At 46.3% G+C, this 20526-nt stretch carries 18 protein-coding genes; 3 read left to right on the forward strand and 15 right to left on the reverse strand.

Features of this window, described 5'->3' with window-relative positions; all coding sequences use genetic code 11:
* Positions 1-55: 55 nt before the first annotated feature.
* The 8 genes from trpB to leuC all read right to left on the reverse strand — a co-directional run bounded on the left by trpB (position 56) and on the right by leuC (position 10969).
* The gene (trpB, locus tag B2739_RS16435) at positions 56-1282 is read right to left on the reverse strand and encodes a tryptophan synthase subunit beta (protein ID WP_331346930.1); all 1227 of its coding nucleotides are present in this window, start codon (positions 1280-1282) and stop codon (positions 56-58) included.
* Positions 1283-1319: 37 nt separating this feature from the next.
* On the reverse strand, positions 1320-1946 hold the full coding sequence (locus tag B2739_RS16440; protein ID WP_331346931.1) for a phosphoribosylanthranilate isomerase: 627 nt from the start codon (positions 1944-1946) through the stop codon (positions 1320-1322).
* 137 nt (positions 1947-2083) lie between these two features.
* Positions 2084-2971 carry a tRNA pseudouridine(38-40) synthase TruA gene (gene truA, locus B2739_RS16445; protein ID WP_331346932.1) on the reverse strand — a complete coding sequence of 296 codons (888 nt, stop codon included), beginning with the start codon at positions 2969-2971 and terminating at the stop codon, positions 2084-2086.
* A gap of 85 nt (positions 2972-3056) precedes the next feature.
* The gene (locus B2739_RS16450) at positions 3057-6251 is read right to left on the reverse strand and encodes a FimV/HubP family polar landmark protein (protein WP_331346933.1); all 3195 of its coding nucleotides are present in this window, start codon (positions 6249-6251) and stop codon (positions 3057-3059) included.
* Positions 6252-6624: 373 nt separating this feature from the next.
* On the reverse strand, positions 6625-7731 hold the full coding sequence (gene asd, locus B2739_RS16455) for an aspartate-semialdehyde dehydrogenase (protein ID WP_049629858.1): 1107 nt from the start codon (positions 7729-7731) through the stop codon (positions 6625-6627).
* A gap of 31 nt (positions 7732-7762) precedes the next feature.
* A complete protein-coding gene (leuB, locus tag B2739_RS16460; RefSeq protein ID WP_331346934.1) occupies positions 7763-8839 on the reverse strand; it encodes a 3-isopropylmalate dehydrogenase in 1077 nt (358 codons plus the stop codon).
* 48 nt (positions 8840-8887) lie between these two features.
* The gene (gene leuD / locus B2739_RS16465; protein ID WP_331346935.1) at positions 8888-9535 is read right to left on the reverse strand and encodes a 3-isopropylmalate dehydratase small subunit; all 648 of its coding nucleotides are present in this window, start codon (positions 9533-9535) and stop codon (positions 8888-8890) included.
* Between the two features lie 15 nt (positions 9536-9550).
* Entirely contained in the window at positions 9551-10969 is a 1419-nt protein-coding gene (leuC, locus tag B2739_RS16470; RefSeq protein ID WP_331346936.1) for a 3-isopropylmalate dehydratase large subunit, read from the reverse strand.
* Positions 10970-11123: 154 nt separating this feature from the next.
* Here leuC and B2739_RS16475 point away from each other — a divergent pair, with 154 nt between their 5' ends.
* Both B2739_RS16475 and B2739_RS16480 read left to right on the forward strand, forming a co-directional pair.
* Positions 11124-11999 (forward strand): LysR family transcriptional regulator, encoded by an 876-nt coding sequence (locus B2739_RS16475; RefSeq protein WP_331346937.1) that lies wholly within the window; start codon positions 11124-11126, stop codon positions 11997-11999.
* A 111-nt stretch (positions 12000-12110) separates the two neighbouring features.
* Positions 12111-12869, forward strand: coding sequence for a TIGR04219 family outer membrane beta-barrel protein (locus B2739_RS16480; protein WP_331346938.1), 759 nt, complete (start codon positions 12111-12113; stop codon positions 12867-12869).
* Between the two features lie 86 nt (positions 12870-12955).
* Here B2739_RS16480 and B2739_RS16485 read toward each other — a convergent pair whose 3' ends face one another.
* The 6 genes from B2739_RS16485 to B2739_RS16510 all read right to left on the reverse strand — a co-directional run bounded on the left by B2739_RS16485 (position 12956) and on the right by B2739_RS16510 (position 19067).
* Entirely contained in the window at positions 12956-13939 is a 984-nt protein-coding gene (locus B2739_RS16485; protein WP_049629864.1) for a malate dehydrogenase, read from the reverse strand.
* Positions 13940-14148: 209 nt separating this feature from the next.
* A complete protein-coding gene (locus B2739_RS16490) occupies positions 14149-15615 on the reverse strand; it encodes a dihydrolipoyl dehydrogenase (protein ID WP_331346939.1) in 1467 nt (488 codons plus the stop codon).
* 447 nt (positions 15616-16062) lie between these two features.
* Positions 16063-16680, reverse strand: coding sequence for a dUTP diphosphatase (locus B2739_RS16495; RefSeq protein ID WP_331346940.1), 618 nt, complete (start codon positions 16678-16680; stop codon positions 16063-16065).
* Between the two features lie 56 nt (positions 16681-16736).
* The gene (locus B2739_RS16500) at positions 16737-17528 is read right to left on the reverse strand and encodes a TatD family hydrolase (RefSeq protein WP_331346941.1); all 792 of its coding nucleotides are present in this window, start codon (positions 17526-17528) and stop codon (positions 16737-16739) included.
* A 91-nt stretch (positions 17529-17619) separates the two neighbouring features.
* Entirely contained in the window at positions 17620-17973 is a 354-nt protein-coding gene (locus tag B2739_RS16505) for a PilZ domain-containing protein (RefSeq protein ID WP_049629868.1), read from the reverse strand.
* Between the two features lie 68 nt (positions 17974-18041).
* Entirely contained in the window at positions 18042-19067 is a 1026-nt protein-coding gene (locus tag B2739_RS16510) for a DNA polymerase III subunit delta' (RefSeq protein WP_331346942.1), read from the reverse strand.
* 95 nt (positions 19068-19162) lie between these two features.
* On the opposite strand from B2739_RS16510, the gene B2739_RS16515 reads away from it, so the two are divergent.
* On the forward strand, positions 19163-19801 hold the full coding sequence (locus B2739_RS16515) for a pseudouridine synthase (protein WP_331346943.1): 639 nt from the start codon (positions 19163-19165) through the stop codon (positions 19799-19801).
* Positions 19802-19811: 10 nt separating this feature from the next.
* Here B2739_RS16515 and tmk read toward each other — a convergent pair whose 3' ends face one another.
* Positions 19812-20435, reverse strand: a complete 624-nt coding sequence (gene tmk, locus B2739_RS16520) for a dTMP kinase (RefSeq protein ID WP_331346944.1) — start codon at positions 20433-20435, stop codon at positions 19812-19814.
* Positions 20436-20526: the final 91 nt, after the last annotated feature.

Here is a 20526-nt window from a genome sequence, read left to right on the forward strand (position 1 = left end):
CTGATAATCAATCATTAGCCATTTTCTTGGCTCATTAAAATTCGGTCAGGCACTCTTAGACAGTGATGCCATCCAATCCCGCCACAGTAAGGATATCTTTATCACCACGCCCCGAAAGGTTTGCAATAATAATTTGATCTTTAGTCATGGTAGGTGCCAGTTTTTCAACATATGCCAGAGCATGACTAGACTCCAATGCAGGCATAATCCCTTCTGTTTTGGTCACCTTGCGAAATGCCGCAAGGGCTTCATCGTCATTGATCGCAACATAGTTGACTCGACCAATATCTTTTAACCATGAATGTTCAGGGCCAACTCCCGGATAATCCAAGCCCGCAGAAACCGAATGAGTCTCGATAATCTGGCCGTTTTCATCTTCCATTAGGTAAGTACGATTACCATGTAAGACACCAGGAACGCCTTTATTTAATGGGGCAGCATGCTTGCCAGTTTCAATGCCCAAACCGCCCGCTTCAACACCATACATTTTGACTGATGCGTCTGTTAGGAAGGGATGAAATAGACCTATAGCGTTTGAACCCCCGCCAACACAGGCAACCAAGGCATCTGGTAAACGGCCAGCTTGCTCAAGACATTGACGACGAGCTTCACGCCCGATAATTGATTGGAAATCACGCACTAATTGCGGATAAGGATGAGGTCCAGCAACAGTACCGATTATATAGAAAGTATCATCTACGTTAGTTGCCCAATCGCGCATAGCTTCATTCATCGCATCCTTTAATGTACGCGAGCCTGAAGTTACAGGGAACACTTCTGCCCCGAGCAATTTCATTCTATAAACATTAAGAGCTTGGCGTTTAACATCTTCCGCGCCCATATAAACACGACACTTCAACCCCAGCCTTGCTGCAACAGTTGCAGTTGCAACACCATGCTGACCAGCGCCGGTTTCGGCAATTACACGCGACTTACCGGTAAATTTGGCAAGCAGCGCCTGACCTATTGTGTTGTTTACTTTATGGGCACCAGTATGGTTTAAATCTTCACGTTTTAAGAATATTTGTGCACCACCTAATTCCCGCGTCCAACGCTCTGCAAGATAAAGAGGCGAAGGTCGGCCAACATAATGCGCCATATCTTTATCAAACTCGGCTTGAAAGCCAGCATCATCTTTTAATTTTGAATAAATTGATTGAAGCTCATCAAGTGCGTAGATTAAGGTTTCAGATACAAAACGCCCACCATAAGGACCAAAATGACCATCCTCACTCGGAAAGGCACTGTAATCGATAGAAGAATACTGCTCAGTGTTACTCACCGTTTAATCACCTGTAAAAATGGCATGGCGGAATAAATCAACCCGCGGCAAGCCGTGCATTATTGATAAAAGAAGTTACTTTGCTCTGGTCTTTTTTCCCTGGCGCCAATTCTACACCACCACTGACATCAACCCCATAGACCGAAACTGTCCGAATTGCTTCTCCAACATTGTCAGGGGTAAGTCCTCCCGCTAACACTATTGGTTTTAACGATTGAGCTGGAACACGTGTCCACTCAAATGTTTCACCTGTACCCCCGGGAACACCTGGTCGATAAGCATCCAATAAAATTCCTGACGCATTTGGATAAGAATCTATGCTAGTAACAACATCCAACTCTGGTCGCATACGCAAGGCTTTTATGTAAGGCCGATGAAAGAAAGAACAGTAATCCGGAGATTCATTGCCATGAAATTGCAACAACTGTAAAGGAACATCATTTAATACGGCATTAACGAATTCCGGATCAGCATCAACGAACAAACCTGTAACAACTACAAAGGGGCCTACGGCCAAGGCAATTTGGCGAGCTTGTGAAATTGATACTGAACGAGGGCTTGCCTCATAAAAAACCAAGCCCAATGCGTCTGCCCCAGCATCTACAGCAACCAGAGCGTCTTCGATTGAGGTAATACCACAGATTTTTACGCGTGTTTTGGTCAAATCCAACGCTCCCACTGGCTTACAGACGGATCAATATTGAACGGGACAACACTGAAGCAAGCAAAATAAGCAGCGATATTAACAGAGTTAACATCGAAAAGCCGCAAAGATGCTGCAGCCAACAATTCCCAGGTTTTTCAAAGCATTCCTAACGGATCAGCCAAAAACAAAGGGCCGGGTGTACAACCCGGCAGAGAAAAATGTAAGGGATATTCAACGCCAACCAAATAAAGCCCAAACGGCTTGGCTGTCACACCTCCTGCGCTACGATCGCGCGCAGCAAGGACCTCCGCAACCCATACAGGAGGTTTATCGCCAGCGCCGACAGCCATCAATACACCAACCATATTACGCACCATGTGATGCAAGAATGCGTTGGCTTGCACCTCCAAAATAATCAACTCACCTCGTCTAACTATGTGCAGATAATTAATCTGGCGAATAGGACTTTTAGCCTGACACTGTGTAGCCCTGAAAGATGTAAAATCGTGCTTTCCGACAAGATAAGATGCTCCATCTCGCATCAAATCAACATTCAACGGACGTGAAGACCACGTGATTTGATCGTGCAACAATCCTGGTTGAGCTTTGGCATCAGTAATTAAATATCGATATGTTCGATTCAAGGCACTAAAACGAGCATGAAACTGTGGCTCCACCATTTTTGCCCAGCGCACACTAATAGAATCAGGCAAATAGGGGCGAGTGCCTCTCGACCACGCCTTTTCAGGCCTCAAAGCGACAGTATCAAAATGAATAACCTGGCTGGTTGCATGAACGCCAGCATCTGTCCGACCAGCACAAACCAATGAGACAGTCTCATTAGCAACTTTAGAAAGTGCCGCTTCCAAAGCATGCTGTACCGTTTTTACTCCACTCGGCTGAACCTGAAACCCATGGTAATCCGTCCCCTTATACTCTACACATAAGGCGATACGATTCATTCCTTCTGGCCATATAGTATCTGCCACAATTTCACCATTTCGAGTATATGGTTTGGATACAGGAATATAGTTTTCACTCATATGCAGGAGCTAATCCAAAATTAGGAAAGTACAAAACAAAAAAAGCCTTGCACTTTAGTGCAAGGCTTTTTTACACAAACAATATTTAGCCTATACGAGCAAGCAACTCATTCGCCTCTTTACGCTGCTCATCGTTACCCTCGCCCAACACCTCGGAAAGAATGTCCTTTGCTCCATCTGCATCACCCATATCGATATAAGCTCGCGCCAAATCAAGCTTTGTGGCAGCCTCATCAGCATCTGCCAAGAAATCCAGCTCTGCGTCCATCTCTTCATCAGATAAATCATCCAAAGCTGTTTCGTCGCTAGAAAAAGAATTCAAATTAATGTCATCTTCAGCAGAAAAGTCTGACAAGGCTTGGGTAAACAGATCCTCTTCATGGTCATTATGAACTTCCTCAAGCGCCACGTTCTCATCAATCGGAGTATCAACATCAATGAAGTTATGCGAAGCTGGTATCTCATCTTGCAGCTCAAGATCAATGACAGGCTGCTCCACCTCGGGTGAGCTCACAAAAGCAAGATCAGTAGGGCTATTTAGCTCATCAACTCCTTCTTCATGTTCATTTTCTAACGCTTCCGTCACAGCAAAATCAACATCATCGTTAGATGTAAGCTCTACCAAAGACTTATCTTCAGCAATTTCTTTCGTATCAAATTCAAATTCATCCGAAAGATCAATGGATATGTCATCAACCTTATCTTCTATAGCCTCAGTCATAACATCTTGATCAAACTTATCAAGATCATCGGTCAGATTAAGATTCGCAGTTGAAATGTCATCGGACAAATTATCAAATTCGCCTGCAATAAAGCTTTGATCGTCATCCAAATCAAGTCCACTCGAATCAACCAATGAGTTGAGTTCAGTGGCTTCATTATTTTCTTCCGGGCTTTCAAATACATCACCTGCCAGATCAGAATCAAAGCCCTCTACATCAAAATCGAGACTTTGCATTTCATGATCAAGCGCAGCCAAATCAACATCATCAACATCCATATCTAAATTAAAATCATCAGCCACTACATCAAGTGGTTCAGCCCCATTACCTTCGGCCTCCAAATCCAACACCAATTCATTCGATTCAAATGAACTGGCCGAAGGATTGTCATTCAAATCCAGATCAAAACTAAAATCTTCTTCCGCAGAAGAAGAAACTGTTTCAACATCATGCGGCAGCGAATCAGCATTCAAATCATCTAACGCCGATGAGAGCTCAGATAGGTCATCGGGCTCTGATTCAAGCGAAAAATCATCATCCAGATCTAATTCAAATTCATTTAACGATGCAGTTGCCGGATCATCAGTATTTTTGGCGAATACATCATCTTGTTGCACAGAGGCAAGATTTTCTTCATGGTCATCAAAGTCCAATGAAAAATCGAAGTCAGCATTTTCGGTATTGGTTACGACAGTTTGAGGCGGCTCTTCATCAAGATTAAAATCATCAAGCAGGAAATTATCATTACTGTCATCCTGCATATTTGAAGAAGCATCTACAGCGTCAAACTCGCCTGCGCCAGCAATGCCGTCGCGCAATTCCGATGCCCGAGCCAAAACAGCAGCACTTGCCAGTGGCAGAAGCGCAGCATAATGCTTATCAAAAGCTGGAGCATTTTGCTGTTGCGCATAAACTTCAAGCAATTTCATGCGAATATCTGCAGACTCAGGATCTTTCTGCAACGCATTGACCAGCATTTCTTCAGCCTGATCTAACTTGCCATACGCAATATAAATATCAGCCTCACCAACAACATCACCCGTTTCAGCAACCGCTGTGGACTGATCACTCTCATCGAATAAAGAGGAGTCATCTATAGCATGGTGCTCTTCATGTTCAAAAACTTGCTCTTCATGCTCTGCCACAGAATCATCCATGGCGAAAACATCTTCTTGTTCTTCTTGTTGAGTCTCAGCTTGTTTACGACGGCGATACGCAAATAAACCTGCACCTACAAGCCCCAAAACCCCCAGCCCTATCCATGGAGCATTTTCAATAGCCTTATCTGCCAACGTAGGTGCAGGAACTGAAGGCATGACAACCTTAGGTGCGACAGATTGTGAAGATTGGGCAACAGCACTAGGTGTAGTGGCAGCTACGACAGGTGCAGGTTCAGCAGAAACTGAAGACAAAGTTTCAGTTTCTTCAACGGTTTTTGTAGCAGAAACCTGCAATGCACGCAGCTTTTCATTACTGACCTCAACCAAACGCTCCATTGTCTGAATTTGTTCTTCAAGATCCCTCACGCGTGCATTTAATTCTGTATTTTCAGCTTTGGATTTATCCAGCTCTTCCAACGTAACTGCAAGTTCAGACTCTAGTGCCTTCCCGGCACCATCGTTAGCGCCACTACCTTGACCAGCACTTGCACCCGATGATGGCGCGGCGAGCTTCACTCTGCCACTGGCTTCAGTAGGCTCCACACGAGGCGCAGATGTACGGCGCGATGCACTCAGTTGAGCGCCCGAATCCGACTCGCCTGTTGCTTGAGCAAATTGACTTACCGCCTCGGATTTCCCTAATGATTTCATCTCTTCTACATCAGGAATACGCAATACTTGACCACGACGCAGACGATTGATATTCCCATTGATAAACGCATCTGGATTGGCGTGATATAGCGCCATCATACTTTGATGAACAGACACACTGGAATCATTACGCGCACGTAAAGCAATATCCCAGAGAGTATCGTTTTGACGAACCTCATATTCATCACCATCAAGACTAGCCCTAGATGTAGATACGGATTGGCGAGGAGCTTGATAACTCGGCTCAGACCTTTTTACCGTCGACCTAGACCCAGTAGCAGCACCAGATTGAGGCTGAGGTTCAGATTGGGTGGCAGCCTGTACAGATTGCGAACTACCATTTTCATCAAAGGTGGGCAGATCCATCAACAAGGTATATTCGCGCAACAAGCGACCGGCAGTCCAACGCGCCTCAATCAGAAAATTTAAGTAAGGTTCGCGCACGGGGCTGCGGGATGTAATGATAACCTTAGGTCCACCGGCAGCATCAAGAACAACCTCAAACTGAAATTCCGTATAAAAGTACAGTCTGTCTACGCCGTTACGTTCAAAATCAGCAGGTGATGCAAGAGCCACCAAAATCTGTTCAGCTGTTAAATCACGCGTATCAAGCAGCTTAACCTCAGCCTCAAGAGGCTGATTCAAACTTGACTTAAGCGTAACCTCACCTAATCCCAATGCACTCGCATAAGGCGACAGCATAAAAGATGTGAGACCACAGGCTAAAACCAACTGACGAAGACGCATAGCGCTATCCTTTTATTATTCCACGGCTAAATTGAGCTTGGTTAGCCAGACATTTTAGTTGATTAACACAGCGCTATGAGGGTATGAAGCGCTATGCCTGAGAGGTGCAAAACCTCGAATGAATCTTCAGTATCGTTCGTAAGTATTCATTATAAATAGGTTTTTATCAATACTTGGGGTCTTGACAAAGGCTCAACATAGGCGCTTTTTTGCGGATTTTTTCATGTGTTTTAGCAAAAATGTGAAAAACGACTGACATTTAAATCCTTATTTATCACCAAAACGGTTATATAAAGCAAAAACCCCGGGATTTTAACTCCGGGGTTTTCCGTTCTTTCTTGTTTAGAAAGAGCAACTATTTTTGAAAGACTAACTATTTAGACTCTTTCAAAATACGCAACATGCGACGCAAAGGTTCCGCCGCACCCCACAATAGCTGATCACCAATCACGAAAGCAGACACATACTCAGGTCCCATATTGAGCTTGCGCACGCGGCCCACACCAATTTTGAGACCGCCAGTGATAGACGCCGGTGTCAGTTCTTGCTCGGTGATACTGCGATCATTAGGCACAAATTTCACCCAGTCATTACCCGACTTGATGATGGACTCAATTTCATCCAGCGGCAGGTCTTTTTTCAGTTTGATGGTCAATGCCAAACTATGGCAACGCATAGCGCCGATACGCACACATAAACCGTCGACAGGAATAGTGCTTTCGGTACCCAGAATTTTGTTAACTTCGGCTTGCCCCTTCCACTCTTCTTTGGACTGGCCGTTATCCAATTGCTTGTCGATCCAAGGAATCAGACCACCTGCCAAAGGCGCAGGGAAAAATTCGCGCGGCACATCATTGCGGATAGTGCTAGCCACTTTTCTATCGATATCCAAAATGGCAGAAGCCGGAGTTGCCAGCTCATCGGCCACGGCATTATGGATTACACCCATGCCTTTCAACAGTTCGCGCATATGGTTAGCACCACCGCCCGAAGCTGCTTGATAGGTCATGGAACTAACCCAATCCACCAGACCTGCATGGAACAAACCACCCACACCCATCAACATAATGGAGTTAGTGCAATTGCCACCAATAAAGTTTTTAACGCCCTTCTGCAGAGCAGCATCGATCACATTGCGATTGACCGGATCAAGAATAATGACCGCATCGTCTTCCATACGCAGACTGGAAGCCGCGTCGATCCAATAGCCATTCCAGCCGGAAGCACGCAGCTTTGGGAAAATCTCGCTGGTGTAATCGCCACCCTGGCAGGTGATAATCACATCAAGCTGCTTAAGATCATCGACCGAATAAGCATCTTTCAATGCCGGCAAATCGGCCGCTACCGCTGGCGCAGCGCCGCCTACATTGGAGGTAGTGAAAAATACTGGTTGGATATCTGCAAAGTCATTTTCAGACTGCATACGTTCCATCAATACGGAACCCACCATACCGCGCCAACCTACAAAACCTACTTTCATCTCAGTCTCTCTTTAAATATTCAAGCGAAAATCAATTCAAAGCCGCAACGACGGCATCACCCATTTGCGAGGTAGATACTTTGATCTTACCTTCCGTATAAATGTCGGCGGTGCGATAACCTTGATCCAACACCTTACCCACTGCCACTTCAATCGCATCCGCCACCTGCGGATAACCGAGCGAATAACGCAACATCATGGATACCGACAAAATAGTCGCCAGCGGGTTAGCAATACCCTGTCCAGCGATATCCGGTGCAGAACCGTGACACGGCTCATACATACCGCGACCATCTTTATCCAGTGAAGCCGATGGCAACATACCAATAGAGCCAGTTAGCATAGCAGCCGCATCGGACAAAATATCACCAAACATGTTACCCGTCACCAACACATCGAATTGCTTGGGCGCGCGCACCAGTTGCATAGCGGCGTTATCCACATACATATGTGATAATTCAACATCAGGATACTCTTTATGCAGGGTATCCATCACTTCGCGCCACAACATAGTCGCCTCAAGCACATTGGCTTTATCGACCGAGCAGACTTTACTGTTGCGTTTGCGCGCCATTTCAAATGCAGTGCGGCCGATGCGGATGATCTCGCTCTCGGAATATTTATAGGTGTTGTAACCTTCACGCTCACCGCTTTCCAATACGCGAATACCGCGCGGCTCGCCGAAGTAAATGCCGCCCGCAAGTTCGCGCACAATCAAAATGTCCAAACCGGAAACCACTTCCGGTTTAAGCGACGATGCATCAACCAATTGTGGATACAACAGTGCCGGGCGCAAATTTGCATACAAGCCTAATTGTGAACGAATCTTTAGCAGACCTTTTTCCGGGCGAATGGCGCGATCCAATTTATCCCACTTGGGACCACCTACTGCACCCAACAAAATTGCATCGGCTTTGCGTGCCTTTTCCAGCGTTGAATCCGCCAAAGGAACGCCATGCACATCAATTGCACAACCGCCCATCAATTCATTTTCAAAAGTTAAACCCAAATCAAATTTGGCATTAACCACATCCAGCACCTTACGCGCTTCTTTAACAATTTCTGGACCAATACCATCGCCTTCCAGAATTAAAATATGCTTACCCACAAATATTCTCCAAATTTAAAAAATTCTTTTTCGCTACTGCTGGCTCGATTACTTCACCACATCAAACAACCAGGGCGCTTCTGCACGGCGCTTGGTTTCGTAAGCACGAATTTTATCGGCCTGCTCAAGAGTCAAACCAATATCATCCAAGCCATTTAATAAGCAGTGTTTGCGGAACGCATCGATTTCAAAACCAAAGCTTTCACCTGATGGCGTCGTGACAGTTTGCGCCGCAAGATCAACGGTTAATTGATAACCCTCAGCCGCGTACATTTCCTTAAATAATTTATCGACAATTTCTTCACTCAAGATAATTGGCAACAGACCATTTTTGAAACAGTTATTGAAGAAAATATCTGCAAAGCTCGGAGCAATTACACTGCGAAAGCCATAATCATCCAATGCCCAAGGCGCGTGTTCACGACTGGAACCACAACCAAAGTTTTCGCGCGCGAGTAAAATGCTGGCATTTTTATAACGCGGAAAATTTAATGGAAATTCCGTGTTAATCGGGCGACCTTCACAACTCTGATCCGGTTTTCCTTCATCGAGATAACGCAACTCGTCGAAGAGATTTTTGCCAAACCCCGTTCGCTTGATCGATTTCAAAAACTGTTTTGGGATAATCATATCAGTATCGACATTAGCACGATCCATAGGAGCAGCAATGCCTTGTATGACAGTAAAACTTTTCATAGCGCTCTCCTACTCTTAGTTAAATGTACGCACATCAACAAAATGACCAGCAATTGCCGCTGCTGCCGCCATCGCTGGACTTACCAAATGCGTGCGGCCACCGTACCCCTGACGCCCTTCAAAGTTGCGGTTTGAAGTAGATGCGCAGTGCTCACCAGCACCAAGCTTGTCCGCATTCATCGCCAAACACATAGAGCAGCCTGGCTCACGCCATTCAATGCCCGCCTCAATGAAAATTTTATCCAAGCCCTCTGCTTCTGCTTGCGCTTTCACTGCACCAGAGCCGGGAACAACAATCGCTTCTTTTACTGAATCGGCTTTTTGACGACCTTTAACTACCGCTGCCGCCGCACGAATATCTTCAATGCGCGAGTTGGTGCAGGAACCGATGAATACACGATCCACATGAATGGAAGTGATCGGTTGGTTGGCCTGCAGCCCCATGTATTGCAACGCGCGAATCATATCGTTGCGCTTAACCGGATCCGCTTCATTGGCCGGATCAGGTACTTTATCTTCAACCGATACCACCATCTCTGGCGATGTACCCCAGCTAACTTGCGGCTTGATATCCGCGCCGTTGATTTCCACAACTGCATCAAAATGTGCGCCTTCATCGCTGACATAATTTTTCCAGTCGGCGACAGCCTTCTCCCACAAATCGTCTTTGGGAGCATAGGTACGACCCTTGACGTAATCGATAGTGGTTTGGTCTACCGCCACCATACCAGCGCGCGCGCCTGCTTCAATTGCCATATTGCATACAGTCATTCGGCCTTCCATGCTCATATCGCGAAATACCTGACCGCCAAATTCCATCGCATAACCAGTTCCGCCAGCGGTACCAATTTTAGCGATGATGGCGAGCACAACGTCTTTCGGAGTTACACCAAGGCCAAGCTTGCCATCCACCTTGATCAACATGTTCTTCATTTTTTTGGCAACCAAACATTGAGTCGCCATGACATGCTCTACTTCACTTGTCCCAATACCGTGAGCCAATGCGCCCAAAGCGCCATTGGTAGCCGTATGGGAATCTCCGCAAACCACGGTCATACCGGGCAGACATGCGCCAGTTTCAGGGCCTATCACATGCACAATCCCCTGACGCTCATCATTAATTTTGAATTCGAGAATACCGAACTCATCACAGTTATCATCAAGCGTTTTCACTTGGATCAATGACACCGGATCCTGAATACCACTCACACCATGAGCACGCTCTTTCTGGGTGGTGGGCACGTTATGATCCGGCGTCGCAAGGATTGAATCTACGCGCCAAGGCTTGCGCCCCGCCATACGCAATCCGTCAAATGCTTGAGGTGAAGTCACCTCATGCACGATGTGACGATCGATGTAAATAAGTGCGGAACCGTCGTCGCTTTGATGGACGAGGTGAGCATCCCATAATTTGTCATAAAGGGTTTTTGCCATAGTGATCTCCAATAAAGCCTTACAAGCTCAGCCCACAGGTTGAAACGAAACTCATAGTAAGTAATGAAGCCATGCTACGCCCGTCAAATCCATAAAACAAATTTATCTTTTTTATATATTGCATTACCAAATGGAATAATATAAAAATAAACCAATGGATACCCAACACTTACAGGCTTTCGTTGCAATTGCTGAAAATGGCTCTTTCTCTGCAGCAGCAGAACGGCTCCATTTGACGCAACCTGCTATTAGTAAGCGAATTGCATTACTAGAAGAACAACTAAAGGTGTCGTTATTTGACCGGATTGGCAGACAAGTCGCTCTAACCCAGGCTGGTCAGGTACTGTTAAGTAAAGCGAAGCTAATATTAGGAGAGGTAATTGCGGCGCAGCGGGCAATTGCAGACTTACAAGGCGATGTTCAAGGCAAACTGAGTATTGCTACAAGTCACCATGTAGGCCTGCACTATTTACCCCCTTTTTTGCGCGAGCTATCAACCCGATACCCACAAGTAAAATTGGATTTACATTTTTTAGATTCGGAGCAGGCATATCATGAAATACTCCAAGGCAGATTCGACATCGCCATTATTACGCTCGCGCTTCAACAAGATTCGCGAATCCAAAGCCAAACCCTCTGGCATGACCAGCTCGAATTTGTCGCTGCGCCAACCCATGCGCTTGCAACGCAATCGCATCTTCAGTTGGCCGATTTAAGCGCGCATCAGGCGATAATGCCGGATACAAGCACCTACACCACACAACTCATCAAAACATTATTTGATGATAAAAAGTTGCCCCTTGATATTGCGATGATTTCCAACCATCTCGACACCATTAAAATGCTATTGAGTATTGGATTGGGATGGGGTGTGTTACCACGCAAAATTATCGATGAGCAATTAGTAATTCTGGATGTTGATCACCCTCCGATTATGCGCCCATTAGGCTATATCCATCACAGCCAACGAACATTAAATAATGCCGCACGGGTTTTTTTAGACCTGTTACAAAATAATACGCCGCACTAATTAATTCTCTTTTTTTACTAACGAACGCTTGAGTATTCTTCAACGCAGTCCACACAACTGTCATTAACTTATCGTTAAACTGTCTTTTTATTTAACAGCTCTGGATCAATTATGAAATTACGTAAATACAGCCCTATTTTTAGTTTATCTGCCAGCGCACTTTTATTGGCGATGAGCAGCAATAGCCAAGCAGATACCGTATTTGGTGTTTACGCAGGCGCAGGCGTTTGGCAAGCAGATTATAGCGGCGAGTTAGGAAATCCATCCGTTAACGTCAATGAATTAGGACTAAAGGACAACAACAATAATTTTTATTACATTGCACTTGAGCATCCAGTTCCATTCTTTCCTAATATCAAATTACAACAAAACGATATCACTAGTCGCCAAACGGGAACCATCAATAACAGCTTCAGCGTCGGGAATATTAATTTTCCAGCAGGCAGCAAGGTCACAACGGATATTGATTTAAGCTACACAGACGCAGCGCTGTATTATGAATTGCTTGATAACTGGCTGAATCTCGATTTGGGCGTGACACTTCGCAAATACAGCGGGCACTTGCAAGCCGAAAGCCTTCAAATAACCGATAAAATGGACATCGATATTACAGTTCCACTAGCTTATGCACGCTTTCAGTTTGATCTCCCTTTAACTGGATTTTCAGCAGGGTTTGAAGGGAATTACATCAGTTATGATGGCAATGATCTGGCAGACTACAACGCAAAAATCAGTTACCTTTTTGATTCAGCACTGGACCTGGGAATTGAAGTTGGTTACCGCGCTCTCACAGCCAATATTGATGATGATGGCGTCAATACCAATCTTGACTTGAAAGGCCCTTACGCAGCAGCCATTTTTCACTTTTGATTAACTGTCAGACCACAAATAAAAAAGCCGCTGATTGTTCAATCAGCGGCTTTTTTATTTTACAGATAGAGTGATGTTTACAACGATTATGCTGGCAACAACTCTTTCACTGCATCGCGTTCTTCTTGCAATTCTTTTTCAGTTGCAGTCATACGAGCGCGAGAGAATTCATTGATCTCAACACCTTGAACAATTTCCCAATCGCCGTTTTTGCATACGCATGGGAAAGAGTAGATCAGACCTTTCTCAATGCCGTAAGAACCATCGCTGTATACACCCATACTCACCCAATCGTTCGCCGGAGTACCCAGTGCCCAATCGCGAATGTGGTTGATAGCCGCGTTAGCTGCAGAAGCAGCAGAAGACGCACCACGTGCAGCGATAATTGCAGCGCCGCGTTGTTGAACGGTTGGAATGTAATCTGCTTCATACCATGCCTGGTCAACCAAGCTCAGTGCTGGCTTGCCATCAACCAGAGTGTTGTGCAGGTCTGGATATTGAGTAGATGAGTGGTTACCCCAGATCAATGCCTTGGTGATGTTGTTGATGCTAGTACCAGTTTTGGTCGCCAGTTGTGACAAGGCACGGTTGTGATCCAAACGGGTCATTGCAGTGAATTGACGTGGGTTGATGTTAGGCGCATTGCGTTGGGCAATCAGTGCGTTGGTGTTTGCAGGGTTACCTACAACAAGCACCTTGATGTTACGTGACGCATGGTCATCAATCGCTTTACCTTGTACAGAGAAAATAGCCGCGTTTGCTGCCAGCAAATCTTTACGCTCCATGCCAGGACCACGTGGACGAGCGCCAACCAGCAAAGCGTAGTCGGAATCTTTGAAAGCAACAGCAGGATCATCAGTCGTCACAATGCCAGCCAACAACGGGAATGCACAATCGTCCAATTCCATTGCAACACCTTGCAGGGCTTTTAGAGCCGGGGTGATTTCCAGCAATTGCAGGATTACTGGCTGATCTTTACCCAGCATGTCGCCAGCGGCGATGCGGAACAATAATGAGTAGCTGATTTGACCAGCGGCGCCGGTAACGGTAACTCTTACGGGTGCTTTCACGATGAGACTCCATTTATTCGGGTGATATTGGAAGGAAACGAAAGTTCGGCATTTTGTGCCAGGGTTTGTACATAGACGGGTGGGCATTATAGGCATTTACCCAGAAAATTCACCCTGAGAATGCCCCTTAATGCCCTCAAAAGAGAAATAAATTGAGAATGATTCGCAAATTTGACTGGATATTTACGTGATGTTCTTATTCATAAAGATTAGGAACCTGCCCCGCAATCCAAACAAGAATTACCTTTTGACCCACCCATACGCAATTTGTAATGCAAGTCTTTCAACGCCGTTCTGACGCCCTCCTCCAGCACAGGATGATAAAACGGCAACTCCAGAACTTCCTGTACCGTTAAGCGCAATTGCACTACCCAGGCTAATTGGTGGGCGATGTGCTCTGCAGCGGGGCCGAACATTTCTGCCCCAAGCAATAGACCACTTCCCTGCTCTCCATATACACGCAGCAAACCCCGGTTTTTGTTCATAATGCGCGCCCGACCTTGATCCTCAAAACTTGCCTTACCAATCGCATAGCAGTTACAACAAGCCTTTCTCACACTTTCCAAATTTTGCCCAACACTGGCTATTTGCGGATCTGTGAACACAATACTCAAAGGAACCCGGCGAGTACTTGCGCGAACATCATCAGCATTACGCAAAGAGCGGCCAGCATTGCCTCCTGCAATACGCCCTTCATCAGCCGCCTCATGCAACAGTGGAGCATCGCTTGATGCATCACCAGCAATATAAATGGATGAGTTTCCGCACTGGCCTGTATAGCTGTTATAAAGCGGGATGCCATTACTATCCAAAGCCAGGTCAGCATTCACCAAATCCAATCTTTCAATATTAGGACGACGCCCTGTTGCAGCCAAAACATAATCAAATTGTTCTTCGATCATGCCTTTTTCACGATGGTGATACTTGATCACAACACCATCGGAGTTTTCATGAAGCTTTTCAGTTGCCGCATTAAGATCCAGATAAAACTCACGATTAAACTCCATATCAGCACAATGACTGATAGCAGGATCTTTGATGGCAGCCAACTCGCCACTCTTGCCAAACACAGCAACTTGTACCCCCAGCCGACTTAACGCCTGCCCCAACTCCAACCCAATAACACCCGGGCCAAAAATAGCGATGGACTTGGGTAAGTCACTCCATTCAAAAACATCATCACTAATTAACAGACGCTTACCTGCAGCATGCAAGAATTCAGGAATCGAAGGAGATGATCCCGTTGCAATAATAATTTTTGCAGCTTCGATTTCAGACCTGGAACCATCGTCATGCTTAATTTCGAGCTCGGAAGCAGACAGAAATCTCGCATAACCTTTTATTTTGTGTTCTAACGGAAACGCGTCGACCGATTCCAACACTAAACTAACGAAACGATCGCGCTCACGCCTGATTCGTTGCATGACCGCAGCACCATTTATCACCGGTGATGAATAAAAAACGCCAAATTCATCGCCTTGCCGAGCAAGATAGGCATGATCAGCAGCAGCGATAAGTAATTTACTCGGCATGCAACCTACCCTCGCGCAGGTAGTACCCTGCTCACCACCTTCAATTACAATAATATTGTCGGTGTATTTCTTGGCGGCACTGTAAGCACTGAGCCCCGCAGTACCCGCCCCAATAATTGCAATATCAACCTTGCGTTTGGGCATCCTACACTCTCCGATTTGGAAATTTGCATTTGACAATCAAAAAACGAGTCGCAGAAAAGATCTACCAGAAATACCAAAATCATCTTCTCAAGACGTAAATGCAATAAGAATTCCAAACGATAAAAACGCGGTAAACATCAGCAAAAAATGCTTTCTGCTTCACAAAAAAATACGCACCTATACAGCTACATAACAGCCACATAGTTGAAAAAATTGCAGCAATTTGAAAAATTAACACTCAGCAAATGATATGCCGTTTTAGGCTACGTGTTAAAACACCAACTCATCACGAGAAAATTTTGAAAAAAAGGGTACTGTGCGTTATCAAATTGCGTTTATTGAGAACAGAAAACGTTGGGAGAGAGGCTAACAGGGTAAATCGCCATGACCTACCCTGTTGCTTTTTTGCAGGCGAATCAGAATGAAAAAAATATCTAAAGGGTACACTTAGCGTTGATAACGAATTACCAACACTTGATACAATTCATCTTTGAATTCTGGCTTTGCAGCATCAAGACTTTGCACAGCCTCTACCAAGTGCTCGTTATCCTCACGCCCATCATGCCAATGCTTACGATAGGTTCCATCTTTATAACCGTTATCTTGCCTGAAAAAATTTAATACGTTTTTACCCACGTAACCGCGATAGAGCTGATCAAAACTCATATTGATACCGGCCATCAGACGGGCAAATAAACCAATATGGAATTGTTTATCAGCAAGTGTTGCACCGGCAAATCTTTCCAAGTCCAGACGAAAGTCATTTTCGTCAGTCGCAATTACCAGTTCGTTTTGGATTTTCACAATAATCTCATCAAGAGTAGCGCCTGATTGTAATTGAATGCTTAAACCAAAATGCCAGATATCAATTAATTCAAGTGCAACCTGTTCGGTATCGGGTGATTGTTTTTTCCACCATTTCCAACCGTAGTGATCCAATAGCTCGGCACATTCAACCCATATGGCGCGGTACCACTCGTAGCCCTGGTGTTTCCAATTGGCATTAACCTTGGTGTTCATAGCATCTTGCAATTCAAGCATGATCTGAATTTGTTGAGCGTTCATATTTTTTCTCTTTTATAAAACTGAATCACCGCTGCGCGGGGATAACGAAGGAGTTGTTAAGTTGGCAAATACTGTTTGGCTTTATTAAACAAGCGATAGAAATTATCGGTGGTTTTTGCCGCTAATTCTTCAAGCGAAATACCGCGCACATCGGCAACGAATTGCGCAACTTCGCGCACGTATTTTGGCTCGTTGGGTTTACCTCGATAAGGAATTGGCGCAAGGTACGGCGAATCGGTTTCAACTAATAAACGATCGAGCGGCATGTTGCGCACCACATCGCGGATTTGATCGGCCGTTTTGAAAGTGACGATGCCGGAGATCGAAATGTAATAATTCAAATCCAGCGCGGCTTTCGCCATCTCCCAATCTTCAGTGAAACAATGCAGTACACCACTGTGTTCGAGGCTGCCATGTTCTTTGATTAGCGCAAGCGTATCGGCTTTGGCTTCACGGGTGTGCACTACAACAGGCAAGCCAATTTGTTTACCCACACGTAAATGCAAAGCAAAGCTTTCATGTTGAATATCTTTGCTTTCTGTTTCGTAGTGATAATCCAAACCCGTTTCGCCCAGAGCAACCACTTTGGGTTGTGCAGCCCAGTTGATTAATTGCGCTTCAGTAGCAGCACCCTCTTTTACATCACACGGGTGCACACCCACGGACGCAACCACACGCGGGTGAGCTTGGGCAATATCAATAACTGTCTGGATATTCTCCAAACTAATACCGATACACAGCATTTGCTGGATACCGCGCTCATGCGCTGCTGCGATAGCTGCACTTAAATCACCGTTGTAGGGATCAAGCTTGATGCGATCCAGATGGCAATGGGAGTCAATTAACATACGAACTTAAACCTTCTTACTTTTTTCGATACGAAAATGACGAAGCCAGGTATTACCTGGCTTCGAAGGGGAAACTGGGTGGGTCTGGATTTTACATGGTATGGGTAGGTTTGTCCGAGTTGAGCATTCCTGCAAGGTAGTTTTCAATTTTCGTAATCGCGGTATTGTCCTGATCGCTAAATTGCACACCAATCCCCGCTGCGCGATTGCCCTGCGCGCCTTTGGGGGTAACCCAAACCACTTTTCCTGCAACCGGAATTTTCTCTGGCTCATCCATCAAGCTCAGCAACATAAATACTTCGTCACCTAACTTGTAACTCTTGTTGGTTGGAATAAACATGCCGCCATTTTTCACAAAGGGCATGTAGGCTGCGTAAAGCACAGCCTTGTCTTTGATCGTAAGAGAAAGTATGCCGTTACGGGCACCACCGCCAATCGGTTGCATAACAGATCCTGCTTGTAAGTTTTTAGCCGGCAGCGATACCGGAGTTGGAACACTAATAGATTAGCTCACTAGTGTCCAGACGCCATCGCGCGATTCGCACTAGCGCGCAACAATGCTCCCCAATCAAGTAATAATTCCTCTAATAACAATTGCTTATTGGGATTTGCCCCGCTAGACAACTGCTTTTTAGAGAGCAAAATTTTTTCAATGTAGCGATGCAGCAGCGATACATCCAGATTAGCCAAACGTTCGCGCCACTCAACCGGTGCTTGCTGCATTTGGATATCTTCAGCACCCACTCGCCAACGGGCGATGCTATGCAACAAGCCCAAAAACCATTCGACAAACGCCGGCACATCGCCCGTATGCCATTGCGCGGCCAGTTCAATCGCGGATACCTGCCCCAAGCTCAAGCGCACTAATTGCTGCAACTGCTGCTCACGCTGCTCCAGCGCGTCGCCTTGCAATAACGATAGCGCCACTAAAGGCGCACCCCGCGCCGCTGCGAGCAGGGATTCAGCTTCAATATTGCTGCCCACCACCAGTGGCGATAGCCAGCGCAAGACCTGCTCGGTGCGCGGCATTGGGAATTTACGCATTTGGCAACGGCTGCGAATTGTCGGTAAAACCGATCCCGGGCTGTGCGTCACCAGCACCAGCAATGTATTTGCGGCAGGCTCTTCCAATGATTTGAGCAAGGCATTAGCCGAGTTACCATTCATCGCTTCCGCTGGCTCGATGATCACCACTTTATAACCGCCCTGCTGCGCCGTCTTACCGAGCGACTCAGTCAGTTCGCGCACCTGATCCACTTTGATCGCCTTGCCCTCTTCCTCTGGTTCAAGCCACAAAAGGTCAGGATGCGTTTGCGCTTTGTTCAATTCGCAACCACGGCAGCGCCCACAGGCTTTGCCTTCAATCGGGCTTTGGCAAAGCAGCAACTGCGCCAACGCATCGGCCAAGTGACGCTTACCGATTCCGCGCGGCCCTGCAATCATCAATGCGTGAGGCAACTTTTGTGTGTCGATTTGCTGCACCAACTGCTGCCAATCATTTAATTGCCACGGGTACGGATGGATAGGAAAATCACTCATGGAACCACTCAATCAAGCATCGCTGAATAAAAGATTGGGCAAGCTTAGCAAATTTGCGATAATCCGCGCCCGCTTAATCTGCTTCAGGCTTGCCCATGACCGATTCCCTGCTCGACATTTTGTACCTCGACGAGGATCTGCTCATCGCCAATAAACCGGCCGGCTTGCTCTGTGTGCCCGGCAAAGGGCCGGAAAAACAAGATTGCCTGTTCAACCGCGTGCTTAAATTCAATCCCAATGCACGCATTGCCCATCGCCTTGACCAAGGCACATCCGGCATTGTGATGTTTCCGCTCAATTACCTGACGCTGAAAAACTTAACGCACAAATTCGAAGCGCGTGAAATCCATAAACGTTATGTCGCCGTAGTAGAAGGTTTGGTTGAGGAGGATGAAGGCGAGATAAAACTGCCACTGATTTGCGATTGGCCAAACCGCCCGCTGCAGAAAGTGTGTTTTGAGCACGGCAAATCTGCCCATACCCGCTATCACGTGTTGGAGAGAAACGCAGACAACCACACTACTCGCGTTTTGCTGGAGCCAGTAAGCGGCCGCACTCATCAGCTGCGGGTTCATATGCTTAGCCTCGGCCACCCTATGCTGGGTGATGGACTGTATGCACCGGAAGCTGTTCTGGCCAAGGCCCCGCGTTTACTGCTGCATGCGCAGGAGCTTTGGCTTGATCATCCGATTACCGGAATTGAGATTCGAGTAAAGGCACCCGCTGAGTTTTGATGAACAAGTCTTAACCCAAAAGGCGGGTTAAGACTGAATCGATTTCCTTTTGTACTTCTGCCAGCGTTTTACCGGCATCGACGACAGCGTAACGCTCAGGCGCTGTATTGGCTCTCTGGCGATACGCCGCCCTCACCCGCTCGAAGAACCCGATTGTCTCGCTTTCAAAGCGATCCAGTTCACCCCGCTGGCGTGCACGGTTCAAACCGAGCTCGACATCAATATCAAGAATAAGCGTTAAATCGGGGCGCAAATCTCCTTGAACCAACTGCTCAAGCTGCTCGATGGTTGATTTACTCAAGCCGCGGCCGCCACCTTGATAAGCATAAGTTGCATCGGTAAAGCGGTCGCTTAACACCCAGGCACCACGCGCCAACGCAGGCTGGATAACCCGCGCTAAATGTTGCGCGCGCGCTGCAAACACCAGCAATAATTCGGCCGTTTCATCGACTGATTCATCACGCTTACTCAACAGCAGCGCCCGTATTTCTTCCGCCAAGGGCGTGCCGCCTGGCTCACGGGTGACAATCACCTCAACTCCACGAGCGGCCAACCAATCGCGTACAAACGCCAGATTAGTGCTTTTTCCGACACCTTCAGTGCCTTCAATAGTCAAAAATTTACCGCGCTGCATAGCTCTCTCTAGTACTTTCTACTGTTAAATTTAACCCTCTACGCATTCCTTCCCCTTGGGGGAGCGCGTATCATACCGGCTTTTTCCCGCA

The organism is Cellvibrio sp. UBA7661 (assembly GCA_002483365.1).
Taxonomy (GTDB): domain Bacteria; phylum Pseudomonadota; class Gammaproteobacteria; order Pseudomonadales; family Cellvibrionaceae; genus Cellvibrio.